We start from the raw sequence: 22,487 nt of genomic DNA, 5'->3' as shown, positions 1-22,487 counted from the left end.
CCATGGAAACCTTCATCCTGTTGTTTGATGGGCTGGGTACAGCCCTTCAGCCGATGAACCTGTTCCTGGCTCTTGTCGGGGTCATGCTTGGAACTGCCGTTGGCGTCATGCCCGGGATCGGCCCGGCTCTGACCGTGGCCTTGCTGTTGCCGGTCAGTCTTTCTTTCGGCGCCACGGGCTCGCTCATCATGTTCGCCGGCATCTATTACGGCGGCATGTATGGCGGCGCGATTTCGTCAATCCTACTGAATACGCCCGGCGAAACCGCTTCGATCATGACCGCGCTCGAAGGCAACAGGATGGCCAAGTCCGGTCGAGGCGGCAAGGCATTGGGTGCAGCAGCGATCGGCTCCTTCTTCGGCGGAACACTTGCCACCCTGGGTCTGGCACTTGTTGCACCTTTCATGGTCAAGGTGGCGCTTTCCTTCGGGACAGCCGAATATTTCGCCCTGATGGTCCTATCCTTCATGACCGTTTCGGCAGCCTTCGGCGGCTCCATGCTCCGCGGTCTCACGGCGCTCTTCATCGGCCTCACGATTGGCATTGTCGGAACCGACAAGCTGACCGGTCAGGTCCGGCTTGCCTTTGGCATCCCGGAGATGAGCGACAGCATTTCGATTGCCATTGTTGCAGTCGGCCTCTTTGCCGTCGGAGAGACCTTCTATCTGGCCTCTCAGCGGATGAACCACCTGGAAAAGGCAGAGGCAGTGAAGGGTTCGGTCTGGCTGAACCTGGCGGATCTGAAGCGCTGCATCCGGCCCTATCTGCGCGGGACAGGCCTCGGGTTCCTGTTTGGACCGCTGCCCACCGGCGGTGCCGAGATCCCGACATTTCTGTCCTATACAACAGAAAAAAGACTGGCCAGAGGGGAGGCGAAGAGGGAATTCGAAAGTGGGGCGGGTGCGATCGAAGGTGTTGCAGGCCCTGAATCTGCCAACAATGCCTCGGCGGCTGGTACGCTTATTCCACTCCTGACACTCGGTCTTCCGACCTCGGCAACCGCGGCCATGATGCTGGCCGGCTTCCAGCAATATGGCCTCCAGCCCGGACCGCTGCTCTTCACCAACAATGCGGACATCGTCTGGGGCCTGATCGCGAGCCTGTTGATCGCCAATCTGATGCTCGTCGTCCTCAACATGCCCTTCATCGGCATCTGGGTGAAGCTTCTGACCATTCCGCGACCGTTTCTCTATGCCGGGATCTTGACATTTGCCACCCTCGGCATTGTCGGCGCTCAGGGATCGGCATTTGCGCTGGTGCTTCTGCTCGGCTTCGGTTTGGTCGGCATGGTCATGCGCCGTTTCGGCTATCCGCTGGCTCCCGCACTTGTTGGAGCGATCCTTGGGCCCCTCGCAGAAGAACAGCTGCGCCGTGGTCTGATGATCAACCGGGGCGACTGGTCCTTCCTCGTGACCTCCAACATTGCCCTGACGATCTATGCGATTGCGCTTCTGGCCATCTTCGGCCCGCGGCTCTGGGTCATGGCCAGCAGTCGGCTGCGACCAGCCCGGTAGTCAAAAAAGGCACCGCCACATAATGCTGTGGCGGTGCCTTGGTATCCCGAAGCTCTAAGGGCAGAGCCGTCCCAGGATGCGGTCTCTTCTGGTCCCGATCGCCTCAGACGATCGTCGCCTCTGTCGCGGCCCGCATTTCTTCCTCGGAAACGCCCTCAGCCAATTCGACAATCTTCAGGCCTCCTGGCACCACATCCAGCACACCGAGATTGGTGATGATGCGGTCGACCACGCCCTTGCCCGTCAAGGGAAGGGTGCAGGCCTTCAGCACCTTGGATTCGCCCTGCTTGTTCGTATGGTCCATGACGACCACGACACGACCGACGCCTGCGACGAGATCCATGGCGCCGCCCATCCCCTTGACCAGCTTACCGGGGATCATCCAGTTGGCGAGGTCGCCATTTTCAGCGACTTCCATGGCACCGAGGATGGCCATGGCAATCTTGCCGCCACGGATCATGGCAAAGCTGGTGGCGCTGTCGAAGAAGGCGGTCTGCGGCAGTTCGGTGATGGTCTGCTTGCCGGCATTGATCAGGTCGGCATCCTCTTCCCCTTCAAAAGGGAAGGGACCCATGCCGAGCATCCCGTTTTCCGACTGAAGCGTGACGTTGATGCCCTCCGGAATATGGTTCGCCACAAGGGTCGGAATGCCGATCCCGAGATTGACGTACCAGCCGTCCTGCAATTCCTTGGCCGCGCGTGCGGCAATCTGGTTACGATCCCACGACATCAGACAGCCTCCCTCTTGCGTACGGTGCGCTGTTCGATGCGCTTTTCATGTTGTCCCTGGATCAGCCGATGCACGTAGATGCCGGGCAGGTGGATATGGTCGGGGTCGAGGCTGCCGACGGGCACGATTTCTTCCACTTCCGCGACGCAGATCTTCCCACAGGAGGCAGCCGGCGGATTGAAGTTGCGCGCCGTCTTGCGGAAGACGAGATTGCCGGTGGTGTCCGCCTTCCATGCCTTGACGATCGACAGATCCGCAACGATGCCGCGTTCCAGAATATAGGTCTTTCCGTCGAAGTCCTTGTGCTCCTTGCCCTCGGCAATCACCGTACCCACGCCTGTCTGGGTGTAGAAGCCCGGTATGCCCGCGCCACCGGCCCGCATCCTTTCGGCCAGAGTGCCCTGCGGGCAGAATTCGAGCTCAAGCTCCCCCGACAGATACTGGCGCATGAACTCGGCATTCTCGCCGACATAGGACGAGATCATCTTCTTGACCTGGCGGCTTTCCAGAAGAACGCCGAGGCCAAATCCGTCCACGCCGGCATTGTTGGAGGCAAAGGTCAGGTCCTTCGTGCCCGCCTTGCGGATGGCAGCAATCAGGTTCTCCGGAATGCCGCAAAGGCCAAAACCCCCCGCAGCAATTGTCATGCCGTCGAACAACAGACCGGAGAGTGCTGAATCGGCATTATCAAATATCTTTTGCAAGCCTGCGTCCCTTCGTTTGCACGTGTTTCCTCTTCACGGGCCCTCATCATCCCACCGATGGACCACTCCGTCATTTACAGCATAGATGGAAAAAGCGGAATCGTTTTTCTGCGGTGCAACGCAAGCTGATGCAATGCGAAGTAGGGCTATTGTGCTCCTGCTCCTGTTGACCCGAGATGGTGCATGAGGTCGATTGACTGGCTGACCTGGCCCATGATCGTGTCTGGCTGTTTTTGCAGCCATCCGACCCTGGTGACGCCTGCCAGAGGTCGACATGCTCCGGGGTTGTCAATGGTATCGGAAGACGCGGGGAGCCAGGCAATCGCCACTCATTGCTTTCCCCTGCGTCAGGAGGATTCTCCTTCGATTTGCCGCCTTCTCTGGAGATGGATCATGATGGTCCAACACAGAATGGCCCAGGCGGACCCCACGGTCCAGCCGGCGAGCACATCGCTTGGCCAGTGCACACCGAGATAGATCCGGCTCACACCCACCAGCAGGGTTGCAAGGATGGCCCAGGACAGGACGTAAACTCGTTGCCGCCATCTTGGACGCACCCGTGCGACGATGACAGCAAGTGTCAGATAAACGACAGTCGCCATCATCGAATGTCCGCTGGGAAAACTTGCGGAGGAGACATAAGAACCGTGCGGGACGAGGTCCGGGCGTGGTCTGTCAATGCCGGCCTTGATCAAGGTACTGATGATGACGCCGCCGCCAACCGAGATCAAAATGGCCAGCGCGGCCTTCGGTTTCCCAAGAAGGGTGACATATCCGGCAACTGCAAATGTCAGCAGCGTCAGGATTCCAACGCCGCCAAGTGCGGTAAAGTCTCGCATCATTTCCTTCAGCCAGTCGGGCCCAAGCGGAACAGCCGGATCCTCTGCACTTCGAAAAGCCAGAAGCAGTGCCTCATCGACTGCGCCTGTCTCGCCTTCAATCACCTCGTCGACCAGCTCGACAAAGCCCCAGAGGGCAGCTGCGACAACCAGGAGCGCGAGAACCAGCGTCCATTCGCGATCGCCCAGAAACGTAATGTACCGCTTGATCATGTCATCCTTGCAAGTGAGCCAACTGTCTTGCGAACGGTTGGACGTGTATGCGTGTTCCACAGTCTGAAGACCCGGTTCGTTGAATGCTGGTCAGCACTTCTGACCAAAACCGACCCTGTCTTGAAGCAATTGTGATGGTTGCGATCGGTGAAAATGAAGGACAGGCTGTCGATCCTTGCCGGGTGCCATGGCGGTGGCGGCGGGGAACCGTGCGGCTGGTGAACAGTTTCGTTCTTGCCGGTCGCGTGGGTCCCTCACGCTCCCGGGAGTGCGGTGAGCGCCACCACATCTTTCAAGCCGATAGCGTTTTCAGGTTCCTCGACCGGTGCCAGGCGACTGCCGGCAGGCGCGGTCTACCAGAATCTGAAGGATCCCGGTAAATGCTGATAATGCTGCGATATGTGGTCGTGACGATTGGCATTCTCACCATTGCGCTGACGCTGCTGCCCTTCATCCCGAGCAATGAATGGTGGATCAGGATCTGGGACTTTCCGCGCCTGCAATTGGCAAGCCTGCAGGCGGCCGTGCTGATTGCGATGCCACTGGTGATGCGTCTGCGATCTCTGAACGTCGCTGCATTCGCTGGCGTCCTTTTTCTGGCGATGGGCTGGCAGCTCGCACGAATAGCGCCCTATACACCATACTACCGCGTCGAGGCCGAAGCCGTGTCTAGCTGCAGGGAGGGGCCGCCCTTCAGTCTGCTGGTGATCAATGTCCTGGCCGGAAACGAGAATGCCGGCCCTGTGATCGATCTGGTCCGGCGGTCGGATCCGGATATCCTGCTGCTTGTTGAAACGGATGACTGGTGGCACCGGCATCTGGAGCCGCTCAACGCGCTCTATAGGCATGTGATCAGCCAGCCCCAGAACAACGGCTATGGCATGCATCTCTTTTCCCGACTGGAACTTGTCGAACCCCGGATCCGCTTCCTTGTTGAAGACCAGGTCCCCTCAATCAAGACCGGGCTCCGGCTTCCGTCTGGAAAGGTGATTGACTTTTATGGCTTGCATCCCAAGCCGCCGCCACTCCAGGACACGGCAGAACGTGACGCAGAACTTCTGATCGTCGGACGGGAGGTGCGGGACGAAATGGCGTCCGCCATTGTTGCCGGGGACCTTAATGACGTCGCGTGGTCGAAGACAAGCCACCTGTTCCAGGAAATCAGCGGTCTTCTGGATCCGCGGATCGGCCGCGGCCCCTATGCAACCTTCAATGCAAACTGGCCTCTGCTGCGATGGCCGCTCGACCACGTGTTCTTTGAGGACGCTTTCCAACTGTTGGAGATCGCTGTTCTTGAAGATGTGGGTTCTGACCACTTCCCTTTCATGGTTTCCCTCTGCCACTCCGCAGCCAGAGACAGCGCAATTGCGCCTCGGCCAGAGCCGTCACAGATTGAGGCTGCAGAAGAAGCAATCGAGGAGGGACTGGAGGAAAGTCAAGACAGTGATAGTCGCAGAGCCGCCCGGCGTTCAAGGCGGGAACTCGATCCATCAGACGAGACGGCGTCAAGGTCGGTTCTGGAGCGCCGGATTTCAGCGAAACAACGCCTGCAGCCTTGGCCGGACCCGCAGAAAGGCAAGATAGGCCTTCTCGAAGAGCGGGCTGATCGGGGGCCAGCCGGCAATCAGGCCCAGGGGGCGCAGGACCGGTATGGCACGCCACATGGCGGCAAAGGCGGCAGCCCCTGACAGGAGGCGGTCGCCTTCCATGGCGTGGAAACGCGCGAGGATTTCGCCTCGATCAACGGGACATGCCGATGCCGGATCGCAGGCATCGACGAAATGAATTGCCCCTCTTTGATCAAGGCGGCGCATCAGCGCGATTTCGCGCCGGCAAAGGGGACAATTGCTGTCGAACCAGACTGTGACCTGCTTGTTCATATTCGTCTGCTTTCGCAATGCCCGCCCGCCGTCGCCCGCCTCGGGTTGCCACGCATGCCTTTTGCTCTCTCTTACGGGTTCTGCGGCTTTCCGGATCAAGCACAGGCCCTCTGAACCTCGGGCGACTATGGAAGTTGATGGATCTTCACGGAAGGAACCACATCCTTTGCGATTTCGCAGAGATGCCGGTGATGGGTAAGATAGATCACCTGGCCGACCCCCGCCATGTCGCCAAGCAGCCGGAAAACCTCGCGGGAACGGGGATCATCAAAGCTTTCCATGATGTCGTCTGCGACGAAGGGCACCGGTGGGCGAAGTTTGGCGAATTCTTCATACCCTGCCAGGCGCAGCGCAAGATAGAGCTGGAACTGTGTGCCGGTCGACATGGCGTCGGCAAGTTTCGAACCTCCCTCCCGTGCCACGCCGATCAGGATCTCCTTGTCCTTGTCCGGCTGCGTGGTGAGCCCGGAATAGTTGCCGCCCGTGATCAGGCGAAAGGCTTCTGACGCCCGCTTCATCATCGAACTGCGATGCATCTCGCGATAAAGATGAAGGGCTTGCTCTGCGGCAAGAACGCCAACCCTGAGCTTGAGGTGGCGTATCGCCATGTCTTCGATTTCGAGGAGCAGCGTACGCCGTCTGGCCTCGATGCGCGCAACGGCATCGTCACCGCCAACAGCCTCCAGTTTCTGCCATGCCGCGGAACGCTCGGAATAGAGCTGTCTTGCCTTTTCCGTCAGGTCCTCAAGCCGACCTTCAAGCTCGGCTGCCTCGCGTTCCACTGCATCAAGATCCGCATCCTCAAGTCTTTGTCGGGCTTCGTCGAATTCACTGACCCTCAGGGTATCGGCGATCTGATGCCGCAGGCTCAAGACCCGCTCATCAAGGCGTTCGCGATCTTTTGCCTTCTGCAGGTAGAGTTCGACTTCTGCCAGGCTGTCCGTCCCAAAGTGACCCGTCAGTTCATCCTTGCGGGCATTGTGAATGAGCAGTTCTTTCTCAAGGGCCCGTCGCCTTTCCCATTGCTTGTCGAGATCCGCTTGCCTCGAAGATCGAAGTTCGAAAGCACGTCTTGCCTGTTCATGCCGATCCACCAGGGCCTGGGCAAGGGAGAGCGGGTCGCCGCGAGACGCTTCTTTGAAAGAAGACGCCTGCAGCTCTGCCAGGTGTTCACCAAACTGCCGCTGGTCCCGTTCCATGGCCGCGACGCGCGCCAGCAGATCCTGGTGATCCTTCAAGATGACAGGCAGGTTTGAAAGGGCATTGAGGATCGACCGTACCGCTGCAGTCGAGACATGGCTGTCTGCAAACCATGTTCGCGACAGCGCCTCGCGCCATTCGCGATCCCAGGCCATCTTGTCTTCTTCGGCCTCGTTTAGATCCCGCTGTCGATCAACGAGATCGCGTTTGACCTCTGCCAGCGTCTTTTGGCGCTGAAGCTCCTTGAATTCCTGGCGCTTGAATGTCTCGAGAATTTCATTGGCGCAGCGCAACAACGCGCTGACGCCAGCATCCACAGTCGCTTCAACCCCTGCTGCATGCAGGGACTGTTCAAGCTCAACGGTCAATGTCTTCAGTTCGTCTTGAAGGCCCGCGAGACTGTCTGCCCTCTGCCGCAGATCCTCCCAAGCGGCCAAGGCTTTCTCGCGCCTCAAACTCCAGGCTTCAAGGGCCGTCACCAGCTCGCTCACATCCCCGTCCTGTTCCCAGGATTCCGGTAAGGCAGGACGGATCTTGCCGATCAGTCCATCGACTGCCTTGAGTGTTTCCGAGAGCAGGGTCTCAGACCGCGCTATCGCCACTTTCGTCACGCTTGCCGTCTTTTGCAAGTGACGGAGCTCGGCAAGCTCCTGCGCCCGCGACAGTCGTTCGGCTGAATAGGCATCATCCTGACGAAGTGTCGCCTCGAACGCTTCCGCTGTTGCCTTTTCGAGACGACTGAGATGTGTCTCCCACGCTTCGTCGCGCTTTCGACGAAGTTCAATGGCCTCATCATCGCCGATTGGACCGTTGGCTTGCAGCGCCTCGATCTTCGCCTTTGTCAGTGTCAGCTCCGTGCACAGATCGCGCAACCGTTGTTGATGATCTTCCTTCTGCTTTTCCAGTTGGATAGCCTGCAAACGCCAGGCCTCAATCTGTCTGGCGCTCGCATGGGGTGTAGTCAACAAAGCGTCCGGTGTTCCGTGCCAGGGACGAAGCGCCGCAAGGGCGTTTTCCAGACCATGCTCTGCCTGAGCAAGGGCTCGCTCCTCAAAGCTGATCCTGGTCGCCAGGTCGGAGCTGTTGAGGCGGGTCAGGGCTGCCTCGATCCGTCTGGCGCTTGCAGCGTCCGGGACGAGGCCTTGCTCGGGCTTGCGGCATTCCCCTTCCAGCCTGTCGAGGTCTTCGACAACGCGCCTCACCTCTCGTCTCGCAGCTTGAAGGGCAATCTCAACACCCGATCGCCTTTCAATCAGATCCCTCAGGGTTCCTATCAGCGCTGTGGGCAGGAGAAGCTCTTCTGGAGCCTGATGACCTGACCTTTCCAGGTCTGTCAGCAGACTTGCAAGAAGCAGGTCCTGCTCTGCCAGTGCCAGCCGCCGCTTGGGAAGATCATCTTCAGCCGCAAGATAACGGGCCCGCGCCTTCTCCAGCCTCTCGATCTGGTCACCGAGCGTGAGCGCTGTCTCATCAACGGTAATTGCAGCGACTTCCTCTTGCAGCTGAAGAATGGTTCGATCAGTGGTGTCGATCAGCGCCTGGAGCCGGGTCTCGTCCTTGAGGAGTTGCGGGAGGAGGGTGAACCACTCTGCAGGAGATGGCGGCAGCTCCCCCATTGCGGCAATTTCGACCGTCAGTCTTTTCAACTCAAGAGCCGGGATCTGGGCGTTCAAGATGCGTTGACATTCCTGATGCCTGATCTTTGCGCTGGCCAGCTCCCGATTCACTGTCTCATAGGCTGAATTTGCCTGATCATGGCTCGCCTTCAACAGGCCATAGCTGGAGGCAAGCGTATCGATGGCGCTGCGTTCGTTCTTCAGTGTCTCCAGGGCCCGCTTGGCTTCCGCAAGCTTTGTGGTCGATGAGCGCTTTTTGTAAAGTCCGCTCGCTTCTTCGGCGCATGTGACAAGAGCTCGGCTGAGACCAGCCAGTCCCGAACTCGCCGAGAACAGCAATTCTCCCAGCTCGCCCTTGCTCTGGATGATAGCGTTTCCGCCTTCCTTGAGAGACTGGTCGTCAAGCGAGAACATGGTGCGATAGGCATCACGCCCGATCCCGCCAAGCGCTCCGGCAAGAAGCGCTTCATTGACGGGTTGGCCCCGGTCGTCAACAAGGCTCCCATTTCTGACTTTCAGACGGACAAGTTCATGCTCTTTACCATCGATTTCCAAGCAACCGCCGATCCGCATGGCATTATACGCATGCAGAAAACTGTAAGGGCTTCGTTCACCGATACCAAAGAGCAGGTCGAGATAGGCAGAAAACGTGGTCGACTTGCCGGCCTCGTTCAAGCCATAGATGATGTGAAGGTCCGGCTGGCCGCTCTCTGCTCGACCGAAATCAATCGAATGATCGGTAAACTTGCCATAACGTGAGAGGTCAAGCCGGCGAAGACGCATCAGCGCTCCTCCCGTTCTGCCGCCTTCATCCGTGCGGCGATGTCCTCGGAACCCTCTGCGAGCAACTGGTCCAGAAATGTTTCGAATGCGCCTTCGTCACGACCTGCAAATGTCCGGGTTTCCGCAGGAAGGTCGCCGAGCAGGTCCCGCACCATATCTTCCACTTCTTGACGAAAGCCGCGACGCGAGATCACGTCGTCCTGCATCAGCCGTGTCAGTTCAGCAACCGGATCGGCCGTTGGACGATCAGATGTTGATCCAGGTGCGGTAACGGAAACTTCCAGTTTCTCCACCCAGGTTCGTCCAAGTCGACCGGCCCTTTCTTCCGCCTCGACCTGCAGAAGATCCAGATCGCGGCGGATCTGCCAGGAAAGCGATGTGATGCCTTCCAGTTTCACGCGCGCAATGAGATGGGGCGAGGCGACCTCACCGCGTTTCTCTGCCAGTGCGGCATGCATGGCTTCAACGGCAGTGCGCCACTCTGTGATGCCGGTAAGATCGACGCTGATACGCTCGAACTGAGCAAGGCTCGTGATCCGCTCTTCCACGAAAATGCTGCGATCATCGCCAAGTGTGACAAGCGAAACGGTCTTTGCTCCCGCCTCATTGATATCACGGCCTTGCGGTATTCCCGGCATAACCACGGTGGCTCGGCCTGAATGGTGCGAACGCTGGTGAATATGGCCGAGTGCCCAATAGTCAAAGCCCGAAGCATGCAGATCGGTAAGGCTGCATGGTGCATAGACATCATGACCCGCTGATCCCGCCAGACTCGTATGCATGATGCCGATATTGACTGCATCAGCAACGGGTGGCTTGTATTTTGGCAGCAGGGATTCCGGAGCCTGGGGCCTGGCGAAACTCAGACCGTGAATGGCGACCGCAAATCCCGGAGGACCAGCCTCGACAATTTCCGCATGGCCGCCAAAAATCTTCACGCTCTCAGGCATGACCAGTTCGCGTGTGATCTTCGACAGGGCATCATGATTGCCGCGGATCAGATAAGTATGAATGCCTGCCTGATGCAGCCGCTCCAACTGGCTCGCCAGGAACCGAGCCGTTTTCATTGAGGTCTGGTCACCATCATAGAGGTCACCGGCAATGATCAGTGCGTCAACCTGCTCTTCGAGGCAAAGATCGACGATAGCAATCAATGCGCGGCGGCTTGCATCGGAAACAAGATCGGCCAGGTCCGCATTGCGCATGGCAAGCGACCGAAGCGGTGAATCGAGATGTAGATCTGCAGTATGCACGAAACGGAATGCCATGGCCGATACCTATTGCAGGAAATCACGGCACAATCCATCAGCGGCACGGCTTCCTGAGCGCTATCGACAGAAAGGTTGATGGAAGATGCGTTGCCAGTCCCGAAACCTCACAGTTTTCGAACCACAGAGGCTTTGATTCCCCTCGGTGACCGGCCGCGGTTCAAAAGCGCGGCGGCAACGGCCTCCCTGGCGAAAAAGTCAATCACCCGTTCCCCATGCCTCCATGGGTCAGGGAAACTGGCCTGCCGTTGATCTCTGCGACATTCGCAGCAACTCCGGAGACTTGCCCCGGCACATCCGTCTGCATGATCTCCTCCTCACCCTTTCTTTGGGTGCGAAAGGTGAGGGAACAAGAATGGCATCCACGTGTTGGACCTTCCAGCAATCAAGGAGGGATATGCGTGAATATCGAGCGGCGGCGCGTTCTCAAGACGCTTTTTCTCGCAGGGACGGCACTGGCGGCACCACAATGGGTGTTCGGTCGCGAATATGGCCGCGGACAGGGCGTGCCCTGGGAGCCTCTGACGGGAGATATCCCCTATCATGGCACTCTGGAGGAACGGTTCTTCACGTCGCAGGAGCGTGAGACAGTCGCCGCAGTTTTTGCCATCCTCATTCCAAGCGATGAGGACGGCCCCGGAGCAGCAGAGGCCGAAGCGGTGACCTTCATCGATCGTCAGCTTGCAGGCTTTTACGGCGCAGCCCAGCACTGGTACATGAAAGGCCCCTTCCCCAAGGGGGCAGCCACACAGGGCTATCAAAGCGAACATCCGCCGGCTCAACTTTATCGTCTCGGCTTGCGGGAGCTCGATCTCCATTGCGAACGGGAATTTGGCGTGCCGTTTCGCCGATTGTCCGAGGATGACCGTCATTCTGTCCTGGAAGGTCTCGATAACGAGGAGATCGAGTTTACAGACCTGTCCGCCAAGACCTTCTTCGACCTGATGCTCGAAAATGTCATCGAAGGCTTCTTTTCCGATCCGATCTATGGCGGCAATCGCGACCTGATCGGCTGGCGCTATGTCGGCTTTCCCGGCGCCCGCTACGACTACCGGGAGTTCGTCAATCACAATGGGGCGAGGCTTGATCTTCCGCCAGTTGGACTGATGGGACGTCCTGCCTGGGTCAGAAACTAAACCGCATGAAAGGAGACCGCATGGCTCGGCAACTACCCGGCAAGGATGTCGTCATCATTGGTTTTGGCTGGACGGGGGCCATCATGGCGGAGCAGCTGACCGATGCGGGGCTTGAAGTGCTGGCGCTCGAACGTGGTCCCTGGCGCGACACACCAACCCATTTTGCAACAACCTTTGCGCAGGACGAGCTTCGCTTCTACTGGCGTCATGGCATGTTTCAGGAGGCCTCTCACGACACGGTGACCTTTCGCAACAACGAGGAACAGATGGCGCTGCCCATGCGGCGCTGGGGTTCCTTCCTTCCCGGGAATGGTGTTGGCGGCGCCGGCGTTCACTGGAACGGCCAGACCTTCCGCTTCCTGCCGTCAGATTTTGTTGCCCGCTCCCATAATGAAGAGCGTTATGGCCGGCTGCCCGAGGAAATGACCGTGCAGGATTATGGCGTCACCTATGACGAGCTTGAGCCGCATTTCGATCATTTCGAGAAGATCTGCGGCATCAGCGGCCAGGCCGGCAATGTCAATGGTGAACGTGTGGAAGGTGGCAATCCCTTCGAAGGCATGCGCAGCGAGCACTATCCCAATCCACCGATGCAGATGACATTTTCCCAGGACCGCTTCATGGCATCGGCCCGTCAACTCGGGCTTGATCCCTTTCCTGGCCCGTCAGCCAATATGTCGAGAGCCTATACAAATCCGCTCGGCATGCAGCTTGCGCCATGCACCTATTGCGGATTTTGCGAGAAATATGGATGCGGGAATTATTCGAAGGCCTCCCCGCAGACAACAATCATTCCTGCCCTGATGCGACGGGAGAACTTCGTCCTGCGCACCCATTCCGAAGTCATCGCTATTGAGAAGTCGGCCGACGGCTCGCGCGCGACCGGCGTGCGCTATGTCGATTCTCAGGGCGATGAATATGTCCAACCTGCCGAAATCGTCATCCTCGCCGCCTATCCCTTGCAGAACACAAGATTGCTTCTCCTGTCAGGAATTGGCGAACCCTATGACCCGCAGGACGGGACGGGCGTTGTCGGCAAGAATTACTGCTACCAGGTGATGTCGTCGGTCAATGTCTTCTATGACGATCACTACACCAATGAGTTTGTCGGGGCCGGGGCCCTGGGGGCTGTCGTCGACAACTACAATGGTGACAATTTCGACCATTCGGGGCTCGGCTTCATCGGTGGCGGCTATATCGCCTGCTGGACCACCAATACGAGGCCGATCGAGAGCCATCCGGTTCCAGACGGTGTGCCCGGCTGGGGCAGTGAATGGAAACAGGCAGTCCGGGAAAATTTCCTGAAGACGACCGCTGTCGGCCTGCATGGTGCCTCCATGGCGCATCGGTCGAACTATCTCGACCTGGATCCTGTCTATACTGACCGATGGGGTCGCCCGCTTCTGCGCATGACCTACGACTTCACACTCAATGACCGGCTGCTGACGGCGCATATCACCCCCTTCGTCGAGGAGATCGCCCGGGGCATGGGCGGACGGGAGGTCAAGGTCAACAGGCGCCGTGGTTCCTACGATTCCAAGCCTTATCAGACGACCCACAATACGGGCGGTACCATCATGGGTGAGAGCCCGAGCGACAGCGTGACCAATCGCTACTGTCAAAGCTGGGACTTGCCCAATCTCTTCATCACCGGTGCCGGGCTCTTTCCACAAAATGCCGGCTACAACCCGACCGGCACGGTAGGGGCGCTCGCCTATTGGTCCGCCAATGCCATCATCAACACCTATCTCGCCCGGCCAGGGCCATTGGTGCAGTCATGAACCAGAAGCAGTGTCTGTCGATATCCGCCGCGCTCGCTGCCTGGGCGCTCACATCATTTGCCACCGAGGCACAGGAACTTGCCTCATCGCAGGTCGCCAAGGGTCGCTATCTGACCCAGGCCGGCGATTGCATGGCCTGTCATACCGATTTCGATAATGACGGCATCCCCTATGCGGGCGGTCGTGGTTTGGAAACGCCCTTCGGCGTGATCTACACGCCCAATCTCACCCCCGATGACGAAACCGGTCTCGGACGCTGGTCGCGGGACGATTTCTACCGTGCCTTGAATGAGGGCATCGGTCGGTCGGGAGAGCATCTCTATCCCGCCTTTCCCTATCCTTACTTCACTCACATGCCGCGCGAGGATACCGATGCGATCTATGATTATCTCAGAACGCTGACGCCTGTCCGCGCAGAAAAACCTGAAAATGACTTGCCATTCCCCCTGAGCCTGCGGGGATCGATCCTCGGCTGGAAGACACTGTTTTTCGAAGACGAGGAGCTACGGCGCGACCCAGAGCAATCCGAGGCCTGGAATCGCGGTCGCTATCTGGTCGATGGCCCCGGCCATTGTGGTGCCTGTCATACGGGCAAGAACTTCCTCGGCGCCGATCTCGAGGAGGAATATCTGCGTGGTGGGACACTCGAACACTGGTTCGCGCCCAATATTCGTGGTGGCGATAATGGCGGTATTTCGGACTGGTCAGAGCGCGATATCGTGGAATTTCTCGGTGCCGGACGCGCTCCCCACACAGCGCCCATGCAGCGAATGGGGGAAGTGGTGGCGATCTCCACCCAAAATCTTGAGCGCTCGGATCTTTCGGCCATCGCCACCTATCTCAAGAGCCTTGATGATCGGCCCGAGCCGGAGCGTGAGGATATTGAAACCGAGCGACTGGAGGTCGGAGAAGCGATCTATTTCGACAGCTGTGCAGCCTGTCATGACGCCGATCTGACCGGCGTTCCCTATTTCTTCGCGCCCCTTGTTTCGTCCAACAAGGTCTCGGCAGAAGATCCGACCACCGTGATCCGGGTCATCCTCGAGGGTGCCCGTGCCGTGGCAACCGACGCGGCCCCTACGCCATTATCCATGCCGCCTTTCGCCTGGAAACTGAACGATGACCAGATCGCGGACCTCGTCTCGTTTCTCAGGCACCGCTCCAATCGACCGGCCGGGTCTGTTTCCGCATCACAGGTTTCCGAAATCCGCAACTATCTCATTGAACATCAGGGAGGCGAGCGATGAAATCCTGGCTGACACTGGCTGCCTTCTGCCTTGTGCTTGGCGCGGCTCCCGCATGGTCGCAGTCGCTCTATCTTGGGGATCTGGAACTGGATACGGGTGAGCGTCAACTGATGACGACCGTTCTGCGGATCTGCAACACGCTCGCCAGAGCCGAGCAAGATCGTGGTTCAGGCACAGTCGATACGCCTCCGGTCGTGCCGGGCCAGATGACACCGTCGCGGGAAACTCGTCTGCAAGTGCCGGAGCTTGCCATTGACAGCCTCTCATCTGCCGATAACGGATCTCAGGCTGCAGGCGAGGGATCAGGAACCGGCGTGACAAGCAATGGGTCTTTTGACCAATCAGATGCCGATCAGCCAGATCTTTCGAAGATCAGTCTTTCAGATTGCAGGCAAGCTGGGCTCGTTTACTGAGGTCAGCATCATGTCTCGTCATGTCGCGACCTTCAGACATCCCGGCGGAATGTCCTTGGGAAGCGTTACTTGGAAGCATCCTGCGGCAAACCCGTTTTCCTCACACTTCCCGACGTGGCTTGGCTTGCTTCGACTGACATCACAGAACAGTGAAAGCCTGAGGCTGCCGGTTCCTTGCCTTGCAATCGCGTGTGCTTGCGTGATGGTTTGAACGCCTCACTGCCCGCGCAAAATGCCTTCCACTTTCGACGCGAGATCAAGCAGGTTTCGGTCCTGTCCCGATAATGCCAGAAGCTGCAGGCCCGTAACCTCGCCGGCGGGCGCCTGCATGGGCAAGGTGATCGCGCAAAGATCGAGGTAGTTTCCGACCCGTGTGAAGCGGGACATCGGTATTTCTTCCTCATTGACCTCGTCTATGGGGACCGCGGGAAGCGGCGTCGTCGGTGTCAGAAGGGCGTCAAAGCCAATGAAACTGCTTCGGAACTCGGTCACTGCGCGTTCCCGCTCGGCAAGAAGTTCGAGATAGGTTTGCTCAGGGATATCGCGACCAGCGAGGACTCGCCGTCGGACATGCGGGTCCATCGGAAGGCTTTCGTCCTCGGCAAGGTGTCCTGAGGACTGATAGATTTCGTAGGATACGATGGTTCCGACAAGAGATTGATAGTCACGCAGTGATAAGGGCAGGCGATACCGCTTCAGGCGGAAGCCGGCCTCGGAAAGGCGCCCCTTGGCGCGGGCAAAGCTTTCATCGACGACGGGAGACAGCGCACCCAACTGCTCTTCGAACACCACGGCAAGTGTCGCCGTCCCCACTTTGTCAGCGCGCGCCAGGACGGCATCCCGTGCCATGATCTCGAAAACTGTACGCGCATCTGCGACGGAACGGGTCATGGGGCCAAGCGTATCGAAGGTGGGGCCGAGCGAGGCTGTTCCGGTGACGGGGATAAGGCCATAGCTTGGCTTGAAGCCGACAATGCCGCACAGCGACGCCGGAATCCGGATGGAACCCCCGGTATCGGAGCCAATGGCAAAGGGTACAAGGCCGGCCGCAACAGCAACGGCTGAACCGCTGCTCGATCCTCCGGGAACCCGGTGTTGCGTCATGTCGATCGGGTTCCATGGTGTCCCCAATGCATGGTTGGTGCCCCAACTGCCATTGGCGAACTCGACCATATGGGTGGTCCCGATGGCAATGGCCCCGGCATCGATCAGGTGCTGAATAGCGGGTGCAGTCTGTGTCGATGTCTTGGAGCCGAAAGCGAGCGAGCCGAAACCGGTAACATGGCCGGATAGTTCTGCAAGGTCCTTGATAGCAAACGGTATTCCGTGAAGCATACCAACATCGCCGGCCTCAGCAGCCCGCCAATCCGCAAGATCGGCCGCCTTGATCGCCTGCTCGGCAAAGACAGAGCGAAAGGCCAAGAGTTTCGGATTTGTCTTCTCGATACGGTCCAGACTTTCCCGGATCAGAAGCCCTGCCGACTTCTGCCGATGAAGTGTCCGGGCCAGCTCAAGGATCGTGTCCTGCATTGCATTGCCCCTGTGTTCCTGCGGTGAGTGTACACACAGCTGAATGCACCTGTTGAGATGGCGTGGCGTTTGCGGTTGACGCAAGATGACGCTTCTTGAGCATCAACTTGCGTTCGGTACCGGATGGGTTTGACGTTTCCAACGCGTGAACCGCCGTTAGACTTCCCATGGCTGGTCGGTATTGCCGGCGGGTGGTCAATCCGGTCTTGTGCGGGAGGTTCATGATATGCGGATCGAAAAAGACAGTCTCGGCGAAATCGAGGTTCCAGAGGATGCTTATTGGGGTGCGCAAACCCAGCGCGCAATTGCGAATTTTGCGATCTCGGGCGTCATGATCAGCCATTTTCCATCCTTCCTGAAGGCGCTCGCTCAGGTCAAGAAAGCTGCCGCGCTGGCAAACCGCGATTTGGGCCTTCTGTCGCCTGAAAAGGCGCAGGCCATTATGCGCGCCTGCGAGGATGTCATGGACGGCAAACTTGACCATGCCTTTCCGCTCGATGTTTTCCAGGGAGGAGCCGGTACCTCGACAAACATGAACATGAACGAGGTTGTCGCCAATCGTGCGCTGGAACTGATCGGGCTGCCGCGCGGGCGTTACGACGTCATCCATCCCAACAATCACGTCAATCTTTCGCAATCGACGAACGATGTTTACCCAACCGCGATCCGTCTTGCCCTGCTGATGGAGCACGAGACCCTTCGCGAGAGCCTTGCGGCGCTGATTGCAGCTTTCGAGACAAAGGCGGCAAGTTTCAGTCAGATCGTCAAGCTCGGAAGAACCCAGTTGCAGGATGCCGTGCCGATGACACTCGGACAGGAATTCCGCGCTTTCGCCGTTACCCTTAGAGAAGATCATGCGCGTCTGGCCGAGATTGCTGGCCTCTTGCGCGAGGTCAATCTCGGAGGAACCGCCATCGGAACCGGCCTCAACGCGCCGCAAGGATACCGCGAAGCCGCCATTGGTCACCTCGCGGCGCAGACCGCTCTACCGCTGGTCAGCGCCGGAGATCTGGTTGAGGCCTGCTGGGATACCGGAGCATTTGTCCTCTTCTCAGCGATGCTGAAGCGGACAGCGACCAAGCTCTCCAAGATATGCAATGATCTGAGGCTGCTCTCCAGCGGACCGCGCGGTGGATTCTGCGAGATCGGACTGCCCCAGTTGCAGCCTGGCTCCTCGATCATGCCCGGCAAGGTCAATCCGGTCATCCCGGAAGTCGTCAACCAGATCGCTTTCCAGGTCATCGGGGCCGATCTCACGGTCACTCTGGCCGCCGAGGCGGGTCAATTGCAGCTCAATGTCATGGAACCGGTTATTCTCTACAACCTGATGACCTCCATTTCCCTCCTGACCCGAGCCTGCGAGACGCTTCGGAGCCGCTGCGTGGAGGGGATCATTGCCTATCCGGACGCCTGCAGGGCCCATCTGGAAAACAGCACGGCCGTGGTGACGGCGCTGGTGCCATGGCTCGGCTATGATCGCGCCGCTGCGCTTGCCAAGGAGATTCTACTGGGCAAGTCACGGGTGAGCGAGGTCCTCTCGATCGCGGAGGATGTACCGGACGAAGCGCGTCTTCTGGCGCGTGATCTTGCGACGCTTGCAGACCCACTGGCGAGCCCCGTGGTAACAACCCCTCGATAGAGAAAGGTTTTGTAACCGTTCACGAGCCGGCGTTGCTCAGGTATCAGCCCGTTGGTGGCGCTGCCCGCAAGGGGTTGATCAGCTGTCCTCCCGTTGTCAGGAAGGCCCTGACCGTTGCTGCAACATCAAGGCTGTCGGGCGCGTAAAGACCGCAGCCGTCCAGCGTCTGGCGAAGGTTCACCTTGCGCCCGATATATTCCATCAGAACCGGGGCAGCACTCGGCTCGCGGCTGTCTGCCCCCGATACGCCAATCGTCAGGCCGCTCAGCAGTGTTACCCGGTTGCGATAGCTTGGATAAAGGATCGTGTGGGTCAGTTCCGACCCGGTCAGCACCTCTTCATCGATCAAATGCAGGCGGTCGCCGAGCAGAAGGACCAGGCCGGTATACTTGTAGACATCCGGCGACTGCCGCGTTCCGTGTGGCTTCACCCGTTCAAAGCGTCGATAGGCGGTAAAATCCTGCCAGTGAAAGATATGGATGAGCGAGCGGAGAATGTAACCGGGCGTCGAAAATGACGGGTAGTATTCATAGTAATAGCCGAGGTTCTTGGCGAGAACGCCTTTCTGCCGCTGGGACTGCTGAAGCCGGGTCTTGAGCCGCTCCGGCAGCGACATGGCGTCGTCAGCCCCTTTCGGGCGCAATTGCACGATCTTGCGAAACTGCTCGTGCGGCATCAGGATCTCGAACTCGTCCAGACCGAAGAAATCGCAGATGCGGCGCAGGTTATGCCGCGATGGCGAAGACTGTCCTGAGAGATATTTCATGAACTGCTGGCGATTGATGTCCATCCGCCGGCAAAGATCCGAGATCGACGGATAATAGCTGCAGCACAGCCGCAGGTTCTCGCAGAAGTTCGCCGTCGTAAAGTCCAATGGTGCTGTCATGAATAGATGCTTCAAATGCGTCAACTAGCGACAGATGCTAAAGGGATTCCGCATTGAGCGCAAGGGTAATGAGACCCTATTCTTATCCCAACAGCGCCGGGAAAACTTCCATCAGAAGAAGCGGGCGCTGTGGAAGTAAAACCACTCCGGGGTAACGGGCGCTCGCAGGTTCTTGAACTGTTTTTAATGACAGCCGAAGCTGTGTTTCTCCGCCTGAGACTGGAGTCCATCTTCAGAAGGGGCAGAACAATGAAACCGAACAGATTCCATCTCGCAGTCTATGCTGGCCTTATGGCAGCCGCACTTTCGACGCCGGCGATTGCGCAAAATCGCGGCGGCACGCTGGTCCAGATCACGCAACCGGAACCGCCGAACCTTGCGTCCTACATCTCCACCGCAGGTCCGATCGCCCAGGTCACCTCCAAGATTTTCGACGGTCTGCTGGAATATGATTTCTCCCTCGCACCCAAGCCGAGCGTTGCCGAAAGCTGGACGGTCTCCGAAGACGGCAAGACCATCACCTTCAAGCTGCGCCAGGATGTCAAGTTCCACGACGGCCAGCCATTGACCTCGGCAGACGTGCAGTTCACCGTGATGGAAGTCCTCAAAAAGGTTCATCCGCGTGGTATTGCGACCTATAAGGATGTCGTCAGCGTCGACACGCCCGACGCCCATACCGTCGTCTTCAATCTCGCCAACCCGGCGCCCTATCTGATGATGGCGCTGTCGAGTGCCGAAAGCCCGATCCTGCCCAAGCACATCTATGGCGAGGGTGACATCAAGACCCATCCAAATGCCAACCAGCCGATCGGCTCGGGTCCCTTCAAGTTTACCGACTGGCGCAAGGGCGAGCTGGTGCGCCTCGACCGCAACGACGACTACTGGCAGGAGGGCAAACCCTATCTGGACCGCATCGTGGTTCGCTTCATCGCTGACTCGTCGACCCGCACCGCGGCGCTCGAAAAGGGCGAGGCCCATGTCGCAGGCCAGGGCGCAGTCCCTTACAACGATGTCAAGAAGCTCGCGGCACTGGACAGCATCACCGTCACGACCCGCGGTTACGAAATGATCTCGCCGATGGTCGAGCTCATGATGAACACCCAGAAGCCGCCCTTCGACAACCAGAAGGTCCGTCAGGCGATCAATTATGCGATCGACCGCCAGTTCGTGATCGACAATGTCTGGTTCGGTTTCGGCAAGGCTGCAAAGGGTCCGATCAGCTCCAATTTTGAATCGAACGGGCTGTTTGCCGCCGGCAAGGATTATTCGGTTCCCGACCGTATCGATATCGCCAACAAGCTCCTCGATGAGGCTGGTTTCCCCAAGGGTCCTGACGGCTTCCGCTTCGAAATCACCCATGACATCACACCATACGGTGAGGAATGGCAGCGTTTCGGTGAAGCCGTTCAACAGGACCTTGCCAAGATCGGCGTCAAGGCAACGCTCCGCTACGAGGATCTTCCGACCTGGCTGAAGCGCGTCTATACCGACTATGACTTCGACCTGACCTCGAACTTCCTCTTCAACCTCGCGGACCCGGTGATTGGCGTCCATCGCGGCATCCACTCCGACCGCATCAAGCCTGGCACGGTCTTCGTCAACGGCTCGCGCTGGTCGAGCCCCGAGACCGATGCACTGATGAACGAGGCTGCCGTTGCGACCGACGTGTTCAAGCGCCGCGACCTCTACAAGCAGCTGGTTGAGAAAGTCTCGGAAGCGAGCCCGATCGCCTATGTCCTCGAGCTCAACTATCCGACCGTCATCAGCAGCGAGTTTGAAGACGTCGTCGTCAGCCCGCTCGGCATCTACGGCAACTTTGCATCGGCCTACAAGAAATAACCGAAGGCGGACCCAGCGCGCGGCCTCATTCTCCGCCGCGCGCCACTTGGGATGCCGGTCGTCAGTGTTGGCCGGCGAGCGGGACCATTGAACTGGCTTCAAGACCGGCATCCCTTTTTCCTTTGAGATGGGCAATTGCCCGCGCATCATGAATGCGCACCAGTGGAATGAATGCGACATTTACGATCCGCCCGCCGCAAACTTCAGGGCCAAATGTCGGAACGAAACCACCAGGCTTGAACAGCCGACTACATTTATCGACGAACACAGGGGAGACCTGATCATGAAAGGCTCGACGCTGGGAGGCTATATCCTCCGCCGTCTGTGGCAGACCGTACCCGTCATTCTGGGCGTGGTGGTCGTGAACTTCCTGCTGCTGCAGCTGGCACCGGGCGATCTCGCGACCGTGCTTGCGGGCGAGGCGGGTGGCGCCTCTCCTGAATTCATTGAAGCCATGCGTGAACGCTTTGGCCAGGACCAACCGGTCTATATCCAGCTCCTTTATTACATGGGCAATCTTCTGACGCTCGATCTCGGCTATTCCTTCCGCCAGAGTGCGCCCGTCCTTGATCTGCTTCTGGAACGGCTCGGTCCGACCTTGCTGCTGATGGGCGCGACGCTCGTCCTATCGCTTTCGCTCGGTATCCTGATGGGGCTTTTGAGCGCGCTTTGGGTTCGCACCTGGAAGGACCATGTGATCTCGATTGCAGCGATCATCTTTTACGCGACGCCCCTCTTCTGGGTGGGGCTGATGCTGGTGTTGGTCTTCTCGATCAAGCTCGACTGGTTTCCAACATCGGGCATGGAAGATGTGGTGGCCTTTTATGAAGGCTGGGATCGCGTGGTCGATATTGCCCATCATCTGGTTCTGCCGACGATCACGCTTTCGCTCTTCTATCTGGCGCTCTATGCCCGCCTGATGCGGGCCTCCATGCTGGAGCAGCGCGGTCTTGATTATGTGACAACCGCGCGGGCCAAGGGTCTGACCAACAGCCAGATCACACGGCGTCACGTGTTTCGAAACGCGCTTCTGCCGGTGGTGACCATGGCGGGCATCCAGACCGGTGCGCTGCTGGGTGGATCCGTCGTGGTCGAGGCCGTGTTCGCCTGGCCAGGTCTCGGCCAGCTGGCCTACCAGTCCTTGTTCGCCCGCGACTACAATCTGTTGCTTGGCATTTTCTTCCTGTCGGCCTGTCTGGTCGTGCTCGTCAATCTGTTGGTCGACATCATCTATGTGATGCTCGATCCACGTATCCGCATCGGGTGACC

The 22,487-nt window shown here is 58.6% G+C and carries 16 protein-coding genes and 1 pseudogene; 9 read left to right on the top strand and 8 right to left on the bottom strand.

All coding sequences use genetic code 11. The features are described from left to right. Positions 1 to 2: 2 nt before the first annotated feature. The gene (locus tag FE840_RS17575) at positions 3 to 1,514 is read left to right on the top strand and encodes a tripartite tricarboxylate transporter permease (RefSeq protein WP_138287536.1); all 1,512 of its coding nucleotides are present in this window, start codon (positions 3 to 5) and stop codon (positions 1,512 to 1,514) included. A gap of 103 nt (positions 1,515 to 1,617) precedes the next feature. Here FE840_RS17575 and FE840_RS17570 read toward each other — a convergent pair whose 3' ends face one another. The 3 genes from FE840_RS17570 to FE840_RS17560 form a co-directional block, all read right to left on the bottom strand. Further along, the gene (locus tag FE840_RS17570) at positions 1,618 to 2,244 is read right to left on the bottom strand and encodes a 3-oxoacid CoA-transferase subunit B (RefSeq protein ID WP_138287537.1); all 627 of its coding nucleotides are present in this window, start codon (positions 2,242 to 2,244) and stop codon (positions 1,618 to 1,620) included. After that, complete coding sequence (locus FE840_RS17565; protein ID WP_425502234.1) at positions 2,244 to 2,891, bottom strand: CoA transferase subunit A; 648 nt, start codon at positions 2,889 to 2,891, stop codon at positions 2,244 to 2,246. Before FE840_RS17565 ends, FE840_RS17570 begins: the two co-directional genes overlap by 1 nt. A gap of 404 nt (positions 2,892 to 3,295) precedes the next feature. Continuing rightward, entirely contained in the window at positions 3,296 to 4,000 is a 705-nt protein-coding gene (locus FE840_RS17560) for a phosphatase PAP2 family protein (protein WP_138287539.1), read from the bottom strand. A 380-nt stretch (positions 4,001 to 4,380) separates the two neighbouring features. Between FE840_RS17560 and FE840_RS20920 the strand changes: the two are divergent. Next, positions 4,381 to 5,304 (top strand): annotated as a pseudogene (locus tag FE840_RS20920) (endonuclease/exonuclease/phosphatase family protein); the annotation flags it as partial. A gap of 228 nt (positions 5,305 to 5,532) precedes the next feature. Here FE840_RS20920 and FE840_RS17555 read toward each other — a convergent pair. The 3 genes from FE840_RS17555 to FE840_RS17545 all read right to left on the bottom strand — a co-directional run bounded on the left by FE840_RS17555 (position 5,533) and on the right by FE840_RS17545 (position 10,747). Next, positions 5,533 to 5,880 carry a thiol-disulfide oxidoreductase DCC family protein gene (locus FE840_RS17555; protein WP_138287541.1) on the bottom strand — a complete coding sequence of 116 codons (348 nt, stop codon included), beginning with the start codon at positions 5,878 to 5,880 and terminating at the stop codon, positions 5,533 to 5,535. Positions 5,881 to 6,005: 125 nt separating this feature from the next. After that, the gene (locus FE840_RS17550; protein WP_138287542.1) at positions 6,006 to 9,479 is read right to left on the bottom strand and encodes an AAA family ATPase; all 3,474 of its coding nucleotides are present in this window, start codon (positions 9,477 to 9,479) and stop codon (positions 6,006 to 6,008) included. After that, entirely contained in the window at positions 9,479 to 10,747 is a 1,269-nt protein-coding gene (locus FE840_RS17545) for a metallophosphoesterase family protein (RefSeq protein WP_138287543.1), read from the bottom strand. The genes FE840_RS17550 and FE840_RS17545 overlap by 1 nt, the downstream gene beginning before the upstream one ends. Before the next feature lie 401 nt (positions 10,748 to 11,148). On the opposite strand from FE840_RS17545, the gene FE840_RS17540 reads away from it, so the two are divergent. From FE840_RS17540 to FE840_RS17525, 4 genes are read left to right on the top strand one after another with little or no spacing between them, the layout of a single operon-like run. Beyond that, positions 11,149 to 11,883: a gluconate 2-dehydrogenase subunit 3 family protein gene (locus FE840_RS17540; protein ID WP_171033711.1), complete on the top strand. Its 735-nt coding sequence runs from the start codon at positions 11,149 to 11,151 to the stop codon at positions 11,881 to 11,883. Between the two features lie 20 nt (positions 11,884 to 11,903). Continuing rightward, positions 11,904 to 13,664, top strand: a complete 1,761-nt coding sequence (locus tag FE840_RS17535) for a GMC family oxidoreductase (protein ID WP_138287545.1) — start codon at positions 11,904 to 11,906, stop codon at positions 13,662 to 13,664. Further along, a complete protein-coding gene (locus FE840_RS17530; protein WP_138287546.1) occupies positions 13,661 to 14,911 on the top strand; it encodes a c-type cytochrome in 1,251 nt (416 codons plus the stop codon). Before FE840_RS17535 ends, FE840_RS17530 begins: the two co-directional genes overlap by 4 nt. Then, positions 14,908 to 15,324 carry a hypothetical protein gene (locus FE840_RS17525; protein WP_138287547.1) on the top strand — a complete coding sequence of 139 codons (417 nt, stop codon included), beginning with the start codon at positions 14,908 to 14,910 and terminating at the stop codon, positions 15,322 to 15,324. The genes FE840_RS17530 and FE840_RS17525 overlap by 4 nt, the downstream gene beginning before the upstream one ends. Before the next feature lie 216 nt (positions 15,325 to 15,540). Here the strand turns inward: FE840_RS17525 and FE840_RS17520 are convergent, their stop codons facing one another. Further along, complete coding sequence (locus FE840_RS17520; protein WP_138287548.1) at positions 15,541 to 16,854, bottom strand: amidase; 1,314 nt, start codon at positions 16,852 to 16,854, stop codon at positions 15,541 to 15,543. Positions 16,855 to 17,080: 226 nt separating this feature from the next. Here FE840_RS17520 and FE840_RS17515 point away from each other — a divergent pair, with 226 nt between their 5' ends. Beyond that, positions 17,081 to 18,493 carry an aspartate ammonia-lyase gene (locus tag FE840_RS17515; protein WP_138287549.1) on the top strand — a complete coding sequence of 471 codons (1,413 nt, stop codon included), beginning with the start codon at positions 17,081 to 17,083 and terminating at the stop codon, positions 18,491 to 18,493. 43 nt (positions 18,494 to 18,536) lie between these two features. Here the strand turns inward: FE840_RS17515 and FE840_RS17510 are convergent, their stop codons facing one another. Then, a complete protein-coding gene (locus FE840_RS17510) occupies positions 18,537 to 19,379 on the bottom strand; it encodes a helix-turn-helix domain-containing protein (RefSeq protein ID WP_138287550.1) in 843 nt (280 codons plus the stop codon). A 249-nt stretch (positions 19,380 to 19,628) separates the two neighbouring features. Between FE840_RS17510 and FE840_RS17505 the strand changes: the two genes are divergently transcribed. Both FE840_RS17505 and FE840_RS17500 read left to right on the top strand, forming a co-directional pair. Beyond that, positions 19,629 to 21,218 (top strand): ABC transporter substrate-binding protein, encoded by a 1,590-nt coding sequence (locus FE840_RS17505; protein WP_171033712.1) that lies wholly within the window; start codon positions 19,629 to 19,631, stop codon positions 21,216 to 21,218. Positions 21,219 to 21,501: 283 nt separating this feature from the next. After that, positions 21,502 to 22,485, top strand: a complete 984-nt coding sequence (locus FE840_RS17500) for an ABC transporter permease (RefSeq protein WP_138287552.1) — start codon at positions 21,502 to 21,504, stop codon at positions 22,483 to 22,485. The last annotated feature ends 2 nt before the right edge of the window (positions 22,486 to 22,487 follow it).

It is taken from the genome of Peteryoungia desertarenae (genome assembly GCF_005860795.2).
In the GTDB taxonomy this organism is placed as follows: Bacteria; Pseudomonadota; Alphaproteobacteria; order Rhizobiales; family Rhizobiaceae; genus Allorhizobium; species Allorhizobium desertarenae.
The sequence above is the reverse complement of the archived record's forward strand: the minus strand, read 5'-3'. Positions and strand labels throughout refer to the sequence as shown.